Origin of the sequence: Micromonospora sp. NPDC047074, from assembly GCF_040643815.1 — a bacterium.
Lineage (GTDB): Bacteria > Actinomycetota > Actinomycetes > Mycobacteriales > Micromonosporaceae > Micromonospora.
The window spans coordinates 18,001-30,922 of the sequence record NZ_JBEYVB010000013.1 but is presented as its reverse complement, the minus strand read 5'-3'; the positions used below and the strand labels follow the sequence as shown (position 1 = coordinate 30,922).

The 12,922-nt window shown below is 73.0% G+C and carries 10 protein-coding genes; 6 read left to right on the top strand and 4 right to left on the bottom strand.

Translation table 11 applies throughout. The features are described from left to right. Positions 1–263 precede the first annotated feature (263 nt). Positions 264–1,271 (top strand): alpha/beta hydrolase-fold protein, encoded by a 1,008-nt coding sequence (locus tag ABZ809_RS18150; protein WP_357563662.1) that lies wholly within the window; start codon positions 264–266, stop codon positions 1,269–1,271. Between the two features lie 139 nt (positions 1,272–1,410). Further along, complete coding sequence (locus tag ABZ809_RS18145; protein WP_357563661.1) at positions 1,411–2,448, top strand: carboxypeptidase-like regulatory domain-containing protein; 1,038 nt, start codon at positions 1,411–1,413, stop codon at positions 2,446–2,448. Positions 2,449–2,490: 42 nt separating this feature from the next. Here the strand turns inward: ABZ809_RS18145 and ABZ809_RS18140 are convergent, their stop codons facing one another. Then, entirely contained in the window at positions 2,491–3,753 is a 1,263-nt protein-coding gene (locus ABZ809_RS18140; protein ID WP_357563660.1) for a glycoside hydrolase domain-containing protein, read from the bottom strand. Between the two features lie 222 nt (positions 3,754–3,975). On the opposite strand from ABZ809_RS18140, the gene ABZ809_RS18135 reads away from it, so the two are divergent. Further along, positions 3,976–4,782: a peptidoglycan-binding domain-containing protein gene (locus ABZ809_RS18135; protein WP_357563659.1), complete on the top strand. Its 807-nt coding sequence runs from the start codon at positions 3,976–3,978 to the stop codon at positions 4,780–4,782. Between the two features lie 52 nt (positions 4,783–4,834). Here ABZ809_RS18135 and ABZ809_RS18130 read toward each other — a convergent pair whose 3' ends face one another. Continuing rightward, complete coding sequence (locus ABZ809_RS18130) at positions 4,835–7,183, bottom strand: AbfB domain-containing protein (protein WP_357563658.1); 2,349 nt, start codon at positions 7,181–7,183, stop codon at positions 4,835–4,837. Between the two features lie 260 nt (positions 7,184–7,443). Here ABZ809_RS18130 and ABZ809_RS18125 point away from each other — a divergent pair, with 260 nt between their 5' ends. Then, entirely contained in the window at positions 7,444–8,472 is a 1,029-nt protein-coding gene (locus ABZ809_RS18125; RefSeq protein WP_357563657.1) for a LacI family DNA-binding transcriptional regulator, read from the top strand. On the opposite strand, the gene ABZ809_RS18120 is transcribed toward ABZ809_RS18125, so the two are convergent. Further along, positions 8,423–9,907, bottom strand: a complete 1,485-nt coding sequence (locus ABZ809_RS18120; protein WP_357563656.1) for a serine hydrolase domain-containing protein — start codon at positions 9,905–9,907, stop codon at positions 8,423–8,425. The genes ABZ809_RS18125 and ABZ809_RS18120 overlap by 50 nt on opposite strands. A gap of 86 nt (positions 9,908–9,993) precedes the next feature. On the opposite strand from ABZ809_RS18120, the gene ABZ809_RS18115 reads away from it, so the two are divergent. Then, positions 9,994–11,112 (top strand): sensor histidine kinase, encoded by a 1,119-nt coding sequence (locus tag ABZ809_RS18115; protein ID WP_357563655.1) that lies wholly within the window; start codon positions 9,994–9,996, stop codon positions 11,110–11,112. Then, entirely contained in the window at positions 11,109–11,762 is a 654-nt protein-coding gene (locus tag ABZ809_RS18110; protein WP_357563654.1) for a response regulator transcription factor, read from the top strand. Before ABZ809_RS18115 ends, ABZ809_RS18110 begins: the two co-directional genes overlap by 4 nt. Positions 11,763–11,792: 30 nt before the next feature. Here the strand turns inward: ABZ809_RS18110 and ABZ809_RS18105 are convergent, their stop codons facing one another. Next, positions 11,793–12,770 carry a MaoC/PaaZ C-terminal domain-containing protein gene (locus tag ABZ809_RS18105; protein ID WP_357563653.1) on the bottom strand — a complete coding sequence of 326 codons (978 nt, stop codon included), beginning with the start codon at positions 12,768–12,770 and terminating at the stop codon, positions 11,793–11,795. Positions 12,771–12,922: the final 152 nt, after the last annotated feature.

Below are 12,922 nucleotides of genomic sequence, written 5' to 3'. Positions count from 1 at the left end.
GGAGCGGGACAACGACGTACGTCGTCGACGTGCCGGCTCCGGCACAGCGGCGCGCCCGGTCAACGAACGGACATCGGTTGCCATGTCCTGACGGTTGGCCCGGCACGCCGCTGCCTGGCGAGGCAACAATAAGATTCTTTCATCTAAATGTCTAGATGTTTGGTCGGAGTCACCCGCGCTTTCGATCGATCGGCGGAAAGTCGGGCTCGCCGCACCGGGTTAATGCGTTGGCCCGGCCGTCGGTCCGTGCGAGGGTGGGAGCCATGAGCAGCCGTCTCACGCGCGGCGTCTTCAGAGATCCGCTGGTGGAAGGGGACGTGCCGTACGCGGTGCTCACGCCGGCCGGCCGGACGAGCGACGCGACACTGCCCCTGATCCTGCTCCTGCACGGCGCGAACTCGACGAGCGACGTCCTGGCCATGGTGCAGCCGATCGTCGACGACATGTGGGCCGACGGATCGCTGCCCCGATCCGTGATCGCCAGCGCCTCGACCCCCACGGCCGGCGGTTTCTACATCGACCACCCCGGCAACGGCTGGGAGAGTCTGGTCGCCGCGGCCTTCCCCCGCCTGCTGGAGAAGGAGTACGGCGCCGATCCGGCCCGGACGTCCTTGCTGGGTGCGTCGATGGGCGGCTACGGCGCGCTGAAGATCGCCTTCGCGGAGCCGGCACGGTGGCTCGCGGTGGCGGCAGTCGCTCCTGCCCTGTTACCCGTCCTGGCGCCCGAGGAGTTGCGACCACGCAACGCCCTCGACGTACTGGCCCTGCTAAGCGGCGAGATGGCCGGAGCGGGCGGTGGCTTCGCCGCCAACAGCGTCCTGCACCGCCTGCGGGGCAACGCCGACGCTGTTCGCGCCAGCGGCTTGCCGATCTTCCTCCGGTGCGGCGACGTCGACGTGTTCGCGATGCACGACGGCACCGAGCAGCTCCATCGGGCGCTCTGGGATCTTGACATCGGTCACGAGTACCACCTGGTCCACGGTGCCGATCACCTCGGGCCCGAGGCGCTCTCCGCGCAACGTGCCGCGCTGGCGTTCATCGGCGCGGCCCAGCGCAGGGCGGCGGGCGAGGACCGCACGGCGGAGGATCGGGAGTTGGCGGCGGCGTGGCGGGCCTGGGCTGCCGGCGGCCGGCAGGGTGCTCCGCCCAGGCTCGACGCCTTCGGCGTCAGCGCCTCCGTCGCCCTGCGCGCGATGCTCGAACCGGAGCTGTCCGAGGCGGCCCGCCGAGACCCGACGACCACCCGTCGGTACGGGATCCTGCCGGCGTGAGCCGTGGTGGGCCTGACCGGCGGGCGCCCGGCTGCAAGCCATGGAGCGTGCCGGCCGGTCCCTGATCCGACAGCCCGGACGGTACGCGGTGGCTACGGTGGGCGACAGCCGTGCCCGCCCACCCCGTCGGGAGTCGTCGATGCCTGATCCACTGGTCCGGTCGCGGGTCCGGGTGGCGGCCGGCCTGGCCGCCGCGCTCCTCCTGCCGCCGGGTGTCCTCGGTCCGGCGGTGCCCGGTCGCGCCGCGTCGGCGGCCACCGGCAGCGTGACGACGGCGGTCCGGGACGCCCGCACCGGCGAGCCGGCCCGCGCCTGTGTGAGTCTCGTGCCCCTGGATCCCGACCGGCTCACCGCGGTGTACGTGGGCGAGAGCCAACTCGGCAGGTCCGCCGGCTGCACCGACGACCGGGGCCGGATCGCGGTGTCCGGGGTGGAGCCGGGGCGCTACCGACTCTTCGCCCAGCCCTACGAGACCGGGCGGTACGGGCGGCAGTGGGTCGGCGGGCGCGGCGGCACCGGGCAGCGGCACCAGGCATGGGTGGTCTCGGTCGCCGCCGGCACCACGACCGTCGCTCCCCGGGTGCGGCTCGACCCGCCCGGCCAGATCTCGGGCGTGGTCAGCGACGCGGCGACCGGATCACCGGTCGCGGGCGTGCAGGTCGCCGTGGTGCCGTTCGTGCCGCACCCGAAGTACAGCCCGGACGTCCCGATCACCGACGACACCGGCCGGTACACGGTGACGGGGCTGGGGCCGTACGACTGGGCGTTGCGGTTCTCCGGCGCGCGGATCGCGACCCAGTGGTCCGGGGGTGTCGGAAACCCGCTGCTGGCCCGGGCGGTCCGGGTGCGCCCCGGCGGCACCGCCACGCTGCACCAGGCCCTGCGGAGGCCGACCGCCGTACGCGGGTCGATCCGCGCCGACGAGCTGGCGACCTACAGCACGGTCGTCGCGTTCGACGCCGTCACCGGGGACGTCGCCGGTGCGGTGGACGTCGGCCCGTCGTACGACCTTCCGGTGCTCCCCGGGCAGCGGGTCAGGCTCCGCTGCGACTGCGCCACCGGCCCGGGGCGCTGGCATCCCGGCGGTAGCGGGTTCACCGACGCGGCCCCGGTCCGGGTGGGACGGGCGCCCGTCACGGTCGACTTCGACCTGACCGCCGACGCCGACGGCTGGTGACCGCCCCCGACCGGGGGCCGGGAGCGGTCACCGAGGCGGCCGTCAGGTGCGGGTGATCCGCACCGCGTCCGCGACCACGTAGCCGGTGCCGGCGGTCCAGCGGCTCACCCCGACCTTGTTGCCGTCGCCGGCGCTGAGGGTGAACACTCCGATCGACACCCATCGCCCCCCGTTGAGGCGCTGGTTGACGGTGACGGACTGGTTGCCGGAGGCCGTGGCCACGATGTACGGCGTCTGGTTGTTGTATCCGGCGTCGGCCGGGTACCAGACCGAGATCTCGTAGGTGCCGGTCTCGGGGATGTTCGCCTTGTACCAGGCGACGTCACTGGCCGACGTCGGGTCGGCGAAGCGGTAGTCCGTGCCGAACCGCGCGCTGGAGTACGACGACGTGCCCCAGGCGGTGCTCGCCGTGAACCGGCCGGACGTGGTGTTGTCCACGGTGGTGGTCCACTGCTGGGGCGGCGGCTGCTGGGTCGTGCTCACGTCCAGGTAGTTGCGGTCGATCTTGATCGTCACGCCGCCCCAGGTCTCCGTCACGTCTCCGGCGTACTGGTGCAGCCGCTGGTGGTTGGCGTAGTAGGCGTCGGAGCAGTAGTCCCCGGCGTCGGTGTCGGCCACGCCGTTCCACCAGGCGATCCAGATCTGGTCGAGCCGGGTGTAGCTGGTGTTGTTGTACTCGAGGCAGACGTCCCTGATCCCGGAGGAGCCGCTGGAGTACACGCCGGCCAGGTAGCCCCGGACGTGCAGCCGGTCGACCCAGCCGGACAGGAACGACAGCACGGCGGCGCGGCACGCCGCGGTCGTCGGGTAGTGCTCGATGTCGTTGTAGATGGTGCTGCCGGCGCCGATGCCCAAGGCCTGTGCGGCGTTGGCGGCGCTGTCGGCGGCGGTCCTGCCCTGCGACCGCGCGGTGGTCGGGTCGGCGGACATCTTCGGCGCGCGGCTGCCGCACGGCGCCTGGTAGCCGAGCTCGATCGGGATCAGCCGCCAGCCGTTGGCGATCTGCCTGCTGACCCAGGTCGGGGTCAGGTTGGGCTGCGCGCACGTCCGGCTGGCCCCGCTGATGTAGATGCCCACCGCACCGTACGGCGAGCTTCTGCGCCACGCGTCCATCGCCGCCTGCGACGGGGCGGTGCAGGTGTCGAACCCCTTACCGACGTAGGTGCCGGGCTGCGGAGCGGCCGCCGCCGCCATGGACTGCGGCTGCGCGATCGCCGCCGGCTCCGCCGCAACCGCCGATCCGTGCGCGATGGTGAGCCCGACTGCGGTGGTGAGGCTCAACAGCCATGCGGTGGGCCTTCTCATCCAGGATCTCCTTTGAAGGATTTCTACGTATGGTCGTTGTCAGTGAAGGAATCTAACCACACATCGAGCGATGGCAATAGCAGGGTGCGGGAGGGCGGGGGCGCCTCGTCGCGCCGGAGGCCCGCTTCCGCGCGGTGAAGTTTCCTGCCACCATGCATCGAGGCATGGAAGACCTTCTTCAAGAGTGGCCATCCGGGAGGACAAGTGCTCACCAGGAGAACTTTGCTGGCAACCACCGCGGCTGCCGCGGTCGGGTCAGCGGTCACGGGGCGGGCCGCCCACGCCGCCCTTCCCGTGGTCGACATGGAGGCGCTCATCAAGGCCGCCCAGATCGACCCGCGTCGTGCCGACTCGGCGATCACCGCGGGTAGCAAGGACAGCGTCCTGGCGGTGGAGCGAGCGCTGCAGGCCAAGGGCTTCCTCTCGGCCACCTACGTCGACGGCCACTTCGGCACCAGCACCGTCGCGGCCTACGCCGCCTACCAACGCTCTCTCGGCTACTCGGGACTCGACGCCACCGGTCTGCCCGGGCAGACGTCGCTGCGCGCACTGGGGGAGCAGCGGTTCACGGTGACCCGGGTGCTGTCGCCGGGCAGCGTCGTCTCCTTTCGCGGCGCGCAGGTCAACACGCGTACCAGGGCGATGTTGCTCGAGGCCGAGCGGCTGCTCGGCGGGCAGTTGACGATCACCCAGGGCTCGTACAGCCTCAGCGACCCGACCTCCGCCGGCACCCACGACGGTGGCGGCGCCCTGGACCTCTCCGTCAGCGGCATGTCCACCACCTACCGGACCACGGTCGTCAGCCGGTTGCGCCGGGTGGGTTTCGCGGCGTGGCTGCGCACCCCCGCGCAGGGGGACTGGCCGTACCACATCCACGCCATCGCCCTGGCCGACACCGACCAGTCCCTCGCCGCCCAGCACCAGGCCGGCGACTACTACCTCGGCCGCAACGGGCTGGCCAACCGGGGCGCCGACGACGGCCCGGCGGTGACCCCGAAGCAGACCTGGGAGGAGTACCAGCGAGTGTAAGGAAGGGCCCCTTCCTATCGCCTAGGCGATAGGAAGGGGCCCTTCCTTACACTCAGGGGGCCCAGGGGCCGGCGAAGTTCCAGGTGCTGTCCGCGGCCCAGAGCGCGGGTGTGTTGTACGCCGCGCCACCGGCGCCGTTGCTCAGCCAGACCTCCGAGTTGTGGTGGCGCAGGAACGAGCCCCGGAAGTTGTACGACTCCAGCGACACGCCACCGCCGGTGAGCCCGGTGCGGGCGCACCAGGTGGCGTCGGCGCGCATCAGCGCCGAACCGTCGTTGGGTGAGTTGCGGACCCGGGATTCGGCGTGGCGGAGGTACTGCCCGGGATAGTTCACCGACTCGAAGGAGTAGCAGCGCGCGTCGGCCAACCCGGCCCGGATCGTGTAGGTGGCGTCGTTCTTCAGCAGCGTGCTGCTGCCGGCGTCGACCACCTCGGTGTACGCGAGGCTGTCCTGGTGCCGGAGGTACCTGTTCGTGTGCCCTGGTGTGGTCACCTGCAACGATCGGCGGGTGTTGACCGGTAGCGCGACCGGCTGATTGGCGCCGAGGGACCTGGACGCGTTGATCAGTGCCTGGTTCGCCGCGCGGACCCGGGCCTCGTCCATCTTGACGATCCGGCGGTCGTAGGTGAGGAAGCCGTTCAGCTCGCCCTCGAGGTCGGTGATCTCGGTGTAGACCGAGGCGCTGAGGCCCGTGCCGAGCATCAGGTTCTGGGTGCCCTGCACCAGGCCGACGTAGCGGTCGGTGAGGGCGGTGGAGTTCGGCTGCCACTCGTAGGCGAAGAAGCTGCCGGTCGGGCTGTACTCGTGGCCCGGCGTCCGCAGCCCCAGGCCGCCGAACTCGCCGAGCACCGCGACCCGGGTCGCCGACGGGCTCGGCGAGGCCGGGCCGAGGTACATGTGCCAGTCGTCGATGTCCCCGTTGCCGGGGTTGCCGAGGGACTGGCAGCAGTTGTGACCGCTGTGCACGTTCACCAGCCGGGTCGGGTCCTGGTTCTTCACGTTCTGGCCGACCCGCTGGGTGTCGGCGAGGGCGCGCTCACCCCACCCCTCGTTGTAGACGGTGTAGGCGACCACCGAGGGGGAACTGCGGTGCTCGTCGACGATCTCCCGCGCCTCGGCCTCGAACTGCGCCTGCTGGGCGTTGTCGGCGTTGATGTCCTGGGCGGTCATCGACGGGACGTCCTGCCACACCAGCAGGCCGAGACGGTCGGCGTGGTAGAACCACCGCTGCGGCTCGACCTTGATGTGCTTGCGCACCATGTTGAACCCGAGATCCTTGTGTTTCTGCAGGTCGAAGGCGAGCGCCGCGTCGGTGGGCGCGGTGTAGAGCCCGTCCGGCCAGTAACCCTGGTCGAGGGTGCCGGCCTGGAACACGAACTGGCCGTTGAGCTTCGGGCGCAGCACGCCGCCGACCACGCCGGTGGTGATCTCCCGCATGCCGAAGTAGTGCGTCGTCCGGTCCACCTGGGCGCCGCCGGGGCCGCGCAGCGTCACCCGCAGGTGGTAGAGGAACGGATCGTCCGGGGACCACCGGCGGGCGTTCGGCACCGGCACGCTGAAGTCGGTGAAGCCGCCGGTGGCCGAGCCGACGACCGTGGCCCCGTTCAACGCCTCGGCGAGGACACTGTGCCCGGTCACGTCGCCGCGGGCGAACACCCGCACCCGCAGGGTGTTGTCGGCGAGGTTGGGGTAGACGTCCACGCTGCTGATCGACGCGGTCGGTACGGGTTCCAGCCAGACGGTCTGCCAGATGCCGGAGTTGGGCGTGTAGAAGATGCCGCCCGGGGTCTTGGTCTGCTTGCCGATCGGGGGCAGGCTGCCGTTCTGGCGGCTGTCGGTGGGGTCCCACGCCTTGACGACGATCTCGTTCGTGCCGCCGTTGAGGTGCGGCGTGACGTCGAAGGTGAAGGCGTCGTAGCCGCCGGTGTGCCCGCCGACCTGCGCGCCGTTGACCCAGACCGTGCTCTGCCAGTCGACCGCGCCGAAGTGCAGCAGGGTACGGCGGCCGGACCAGCCGGCCGGCACGGTGAAGGTGCGCCGGTAGAACAGGTAGTGGCGGTTGTCGTTCGCGGCCCGCTGGACGCCGGAGAGGGCGCTCTCCACCGGGAACGGCACGTTCACCCGCTCGGGCAGGGTGGTGTTGAACTGCGGGGCGTCGTTGGTGGCCGACTGACGCAGCTGCCACTCGCCGTTGAGGTTGAGCCAGTCGGGCCGGGTCATCTGCGGTCGTGGGTATTCCGGCAGGGGTGTGCCGTTGAGCGCCTGGCTGGTCCACGGCGTGGTCAGCGGGGGTGTCTTCGCCGGTGCCGCCTGTGCGGCGGGAACCGCCGCGAGCAGGCCGGCCAGCAGGGTCAGGGTGGCCATCGATGCCAGGGGGCGGATGCGGACGCGACGTGTCATGCCGTCTCCGAGGTGGACGGGTCGGCGCGGGCGCGGTGTGGGGCCCGCGCGACGGGGTGGGGGTGGGGCTCGGGCGGACTGGCCGATCAGGATCAGGCTTGCCGTGGGTGCGCGGGTGTCGGCGGGACTCCGTCCTGGCGCTGGCGCGATCTTGTTGACAACTTGGAGCGCCTCTATAACGTTATAGGTGCCCGCCGGACGGCGCGTCAATAGCTGCGCGTCGATGCATGTCGGCGCGGCTCGCCTGAGGGGGCCGGTACGTGGGCGTCAGCCTGAAGGACATCGCCGAGCGGGCCGGGGTCTCCCTGGCGACGGTCTCCAACGTGGTCAACGGATACCGCCCGGTCGGCGAACGCACCCGGCAGCGGGTGCAGGCGGCCATCGACGAGCTCGGCTACACACCCAACCTGAGCGCACGGCACCTGCGCCGCGGCCGGACCGGACTGATCGCGCTGGCCATCCCGGAGCTGACCAATCCCTACTTCGCGGAGTTGGCCGAGGTGGCCATCCACGAGGCCGGCAGGCTCGGCTACACGCTCGTGATGGAGAACACCGCCGCCGACCACGAGGCGGAGTCGAAGCTGCTGAACGGCTCGCAACGGCACGTCATCGACGGCCTCATCCTCAGCCCGGTGCGGGTGGGCCGCGAGGAGGTGCTGGCCCGCGCAGCCGACACCCCACTGGTGTTGATCGGCGAGGGGGTCCACGACGTGCCGCACGACCACATCGCCATCGACAACGTCGCCGCCAGTCGCCTGGCGATCCGGCACCTGGTCGAGTCGGGACGGCGGCGGATCGCCTTCGTCGGGGCCGGGCGGGGCGACGACCGGCACTCCGCCCACCTGCGGGTACGCGGCTACCGGGAGGCGCTGGCCGAGGCGGGGCTGGCCTACCGGGCGGAACTGGTCGCGGTCACCGCCCGGTTCGGCCGGCGGGACGGCGTGCACGCCATGCGGCAGCTCCTCGCTCTGGACGAACCGCCCGACGCGGTGCTCGGCTACAACGACCTGATCGCCATCGGTGCCCTCCGGGCCGCCGTGGACGCCGGTCGTGGCGTGCCGGAGGACGTCGCGGTCGTCGGCATCGACGACATCGAGGAGGGGCGCTTCAGCACTCCCACCCTGACCACCATCGCCCCGGCGAAGGAGGAGATCGCCCGCCTGGCGGTACGCCGGCTCGTCGCGCGTATCGAGGGCGCCGAGGTGACCGGCCCGCTGACCGTGCAGACGCCGTTCCGGCTCATCGCCCGCGAGAGCACGACCGGGGCGCCGGGCCGGGCGGGCACCTGACCCGCCAGGCCGACACACACCGGACCAGGCGCGCGACGACGACCACGACACCCGCCAGCGACCCGGCGGCGAGCAGCAGGGTGAAGGTGGGGTAGAGGTAGGCGCTCTGCGACCAGGAGACGTCGCGGCCGCGGTAGAGGAAGCCCACCACCCGGTGCAGCGTCACCAGCAGGGGCAGCGGCAGCAGGTACGGCACCAGCCGGGCCACCGCGACCGGGCCGGGCCGGTGCGCCTCGGCCCACCGGCGCGAGCGCCGGACCCCACGGACGGCCAGGACCCCGACACCGACGGTGCACAGCAGGAGCACGGCGTCGATCGCGACGAGCGGCGTGGGCGACGCCGGGCTCGGCACCGGCCGGCCCTCGATCAGGTCGACGAGCTGGGCGCCGAGGTCCACGGCGTCGCCGTACTGGCTGCCGCTGTTCGCCAGGACGGCGACGCCGTGCCCGGTCGCGGGCAGCACCGCCTGGTACGCGGTGAAGGTGATCAGGTCGCCGGTGTGGTCGACCAGCGGCGCACCGGAGGGCGTCTCGCCGACGTTCCAGCCGAGCGCGTACGAGCTCAGCGCGGACGGGCGGCGCAGCTCGGCGACGGCGGCCGGCGAGACGAGCGGGGTGCCGGCGCCCCGGCTCTGGTCGTGCTGGGCGATCAGCCAGGCGGCCAGGTCGCGCGCGGTGCTCAGCACGCCGCCGGACCCGTTGCCGAAGGCCGCCGGCTCGGGCAGCGCGACGGCCGCGCCGGCGATCATCCGGTGGCCGCGGCTGGGGGAGGGCAGGTCGTCGGCGGTGTCGACGGTCCGGCTGTCGGTCATGCCGAGCGGGGAGAACACGTGCCGGCGCAGGTGGACGTCGAACGGCTCGCCGCCGACCACCTCGACGAGCCGGGCGGCGACCTGGTAGTTCGGGTTGTGGTACTCGAACCGGGTGCCGGGGTCCGCCGCCAGGCGGGCGGTGCGCATCGACGCGACCGCCTCCGCCAGGGTGCGCAGGCGGGGCCCGCTGAACGACCGGTACGTCGTGTCCGACATGCCGGAGGTGTGGTCGAGCAACTGCCGCACGGTGAGCGTCGCGGCCCGGCTGTCGGCCATGGTGAACTCCGGCAGGTGGTCGCGTACCGGCGCGTCCAACCGGACCCGGCCGGCGTCCACCAGCCGCAGCACCGCGAGCGCGGTGATCGACTTGCTCAACGAGGCGATGGGCATGACCGTACGGTCGGTGACGGCCGTACCGTCGGCGGTGCGCCCGTAGCCGGCGGCGTGCACCACGTCGCGACCGCGGGTGACGGCCACCGCGACCCCGGGTGTGCGGGTGACCTCCCGGTACGCGCGGACGACGGCGTCGATCGAGGCGGCGTCGACGGCGGGACCGGTGGCGGGCGTCGGGGCGGGTACCGCCGGTACGGCGAGGGCGAGCGCGACGAGGGCGTGGACCAGCATCCTCCGAGCCTCGGGCGTCGCCCTGCCGGCGCGCATCGGACCACGGTCCGAGGCGTGCGCCCCGCACCCGCCGCTACGGTGGGGCCGTGAGGTTCTGGCGGTGGGCGCTGATCGCGTTCGACCTTCCCGCCGCGGCGGCGGTCATGGCCGCGGTCGTGCTGCTGAGGCCGGTGTCCGGCTGGTGGGTGTGGTGCCTGGCCGCGCTGCTGGGGCTGCCCCTGGCGGTACGCCGGCGCTGGCCGGTCCCGGTGCTGGTGGTGGTGGTGCTGGCCGCCGCCGCGGCCCTGGTCGTGGGCATCGGCGGCGAGGTCGCGGTCTACGCGGTGGCGTTCGCGCTCTATCCGGTCGCGCTGTCCTCGGCCCGGGCCGCGGCCGTGGGCCTCGCCGGCGCGCTGGCAGGGATCCTGGTGCCCGGCGTGCTGGACGCCGTCACCGCCCGGCTCCCGGTCGTCGCGCCGCGGGCCGGGGCGGAGTCGTTCAGCACCGCGCCGGTGACCGTGACCGCCTACAGCGCCGCGGTCGTCGCCGGAACCTGGGCGCTGGCCTGGGCGCTGCGCACCCGGCGTCAGCACGCCGCCCAGCTCGCGGCGCTGCACACCGCGCGGGCGGTCGCCGAGGAACGGCTCCGGATCGCCCGCGACGTGCACGACGCCGTCGGGCACAGCCTGAGCCTGATCACCATGCGGGCGGCCGTGGCCAATCACCTGGGCGCCGAGCGGGAGGCCGCGCTGCGCATGATCGAGCAGGTCGGCCGGGAGGCGCTGGACGACGTCCGGACGGTCCTGGGCGGCCTGCGCGAGCGGGGGAGCCCGGGCGACGGCGACGCGCTGTCCGGCACCGACCTGGACGGGCTCGTCGAGCGGACGCGGGCGGCGGGCGTCGACGTCACGATCGAACGCGGCGACCTGTCGTCCGTGCCGGCCGGTGTGCGGGCCTCGGCGTACCGGATCCTCCAGGAGGCGTTGACGAACGTGCGTCGGCACGCCCGCCGAGCCACCCGGTGCCAGGTCGTCGTCGCGGTGGCACCCGACGCGCTCACGCTGACCGTCACCGACGACGGCGCGGTGTCCGGTGACGCCGGCCGGCCCGGGCACGGGCTGCTGGGCATGCGCGAACGGATCGCCGGGCACGGCGGCAGCCTGTCCGCCGGCCCCGGACCGGCGGGCGGGTTCGCCGTCCGCGCGACCCTGCCGTTCCCGACATGACCGGCGAACCGGTCCGGGTCCTGCTCGCCGACGACGACCCCCGGTTCCGCGAGACGGTCGCCGGGCTCGTCACCGCGACCCCGGGCCTGGTGGTCGCCGGAGAGGCCGGCACGGGCCGCGCGGCGGTCGCCCTCGCCGCCGCCAACCGGCCCGACGTCGTCCTCATGGACGTCCGGATGCCCGACCTCGACGGCATCGCCGCCACCGCGCGGATCACCGCCACGACGGCCGCCCGCGTCCTGGTGCTCACCACCTTCGACCTGGACGACCACGTCTACCGGGCGTTGCGTGCCGGCGCGAGCGGCTTCGTCCTCAAGGACATCAGCCCGCCCCGGCTGATCGACGCGATCCACACGGTCGCCGCCGGGGAGGCGCTGCTCGCCCCGAGCGTCACCCGGCGGCTCATCGCCGCGACCCTGCACCGGACCGGGCCCCGCCGCGCGCTCGACGGCGTGACCCCGCGCGAGCGCGACGTCCTCGGCCTGATCACCCGCGGGCTGTCCAACGCCGAGATCGAGGCGCGGCTGCACATCAGCCGCGGCACCCTCAAGACCCACATCGGGAGCCTGCTCACCAAGCTGGAGGCCCGCGACCGGGCGCAGTTGGTGATCGCCGGGTACGAGGCCGGCCTGGCCGCCCACCCGGGGTGAGCGGCCGGCCACTGCCTCGTGCGGCCGGCGTCAGCGCCCCGGGACGTCGGGCGGCGTCCAGCGGGTGCTTGCGACCGCCAGTACGCCCCGGTCGAGCACCGTCCGCCCGGCCTCGTCGTCGGCCCGGAAGACCACGCCGTACGGGCGTCGCCAGGCGTGCACGGTCAGCCTGCCGCCCGGGTACAGCGGCGCGGTGAAGCGGGCCCGGACGTGCCGGACGCGGGTCGGATCGTCGCCGACGACGGGCAGCAGGAGCCGGCTGGCGAAGCCGAAGGTGCACAGGCCGTGCAGGATCGGCCGGGGCAGTCCGGCCCGGCCGGCGACCGCCGGATCGGAGTGCAGCGGGTTGCGGTCGCCGCTGAGCCGGTAGAGCAGCGCCTGGTCCGCCCGGACGGTGGTGACGAACCGGTGGTCGGGCGGGCCGGTCGGCCCGTGCCAGGGGGTGCCGTGGGCGCGGCGTCCGCCGAACCCGCCGGCACCGATCACGAACATCGCCCGGCGTACGGTGGCCAGCGCCGTACCCGCCGGGTCGCGCAACTGGGACACCTGCTGGACCAGGGCGCCGCTGCCCTGGTCGTGCAGCGCGGTCACGGCGGCGGTGGTGTGCACCTGCCCGGCCGGTGGCAGCGGGCGGAAGAGGGTCACCGCCTCCTCGGCGTGCCGGACCGTGGCGGGGTCGCCAAGGGGCGGCGGGTCGGCGGCGAGCAGGCTGGCGAAGGTCGGCAGCACCCGTTGGTGGTGGCCGGTGGAGTTCTCGGTGGTGAGGTGGAGGTCGGCCGCCGGGTCGTGCTGCCCGGCCCCGACCCCGAGGGCGTAGAGGATCGCCTCGGTGGGGGTCCACAACCGGTGCAGTGCGGTGCGCAGCCCGACGAGCGCCGGCGGAGAGGGCCCGTCCGGGCGACCGCCTCCGCCGGAAATTCGATTACCCAAAGTAGTCGCCGTGCTCGGTTGTCCGACCTGCGGCCGGTCCGGCTGGTCGCCATCGGCCTGTTTGTCCAGCGTGTTCATCGGACTCCCGGTTTGCGCTCGATGGTTCGGCCGGTCGGCTGGCAATGACTGACGGCTACTGTCTGTTGCAGGAAGGCGGGGCCGTACCCCTTGACTGCGCCCGCCGACCAGCAGTAGCGTCCCATATTAAGCAACGGTAACCATAATATGAG

What these genes read in the sequence shown, in the direction of transcription:
- ABZ809_RS18150 (WP_357563662.1), top strand. Translation starts at nt 264, where the DNA reads ATGAGCAGCCGTCTCACGCGCGGCGTCTTCAGAGATCCGCTGGTGGAA.
- ABZ809_RS18145 (WP_357563661.1), top strand. Translation starts at nt 1,411, where the DNA reads ATGCCTGATCCACTGGTCCGGTCGCGGGTCCGGGTGGCGGCCGGCCTG.
- ABZ809_RS18140 (WP_357563660.1), bottom strand. Translation starts at nt 3,753, where the DNA reads ATGAGAAGGCCCACCGCATGGCTGTTGAGCCTCACCACCGCAGTCGGG.
- ABZ809_RS18130 (WP_357563658.1), bottom strand. Translation starts at nt 7,183, where the DNA reads ATGACACGTCGCGTCCGCATCCGCCCCCTGGCATCGATGGCCACCCTG.
- ABZ809_RS18120 (WP_357563656.1), bottom strand. Translation starts at nt 9,907, where the DNA reads ATGCTGGTCCACGCCCTCGTCGCGCTCGCCCTCGCCGTACCGGCGGTA.
- ABZ809_RS18110 (WP_357563654.1), top strand. Translation starts at nt 11,109, where the DNA reads ATGACCGGCGAACCGGTCCGGGTCCTGCTCGCCGACGACGACCCCCGG.
- ABZ809_RS18105 (WP_357563653.1), bottom strand. Translation starts at nt 12,770, where the DNA reads ATGAACACGCTGGACAAACAGGCCGATGGCGACCAGCCGGACCGGCCG.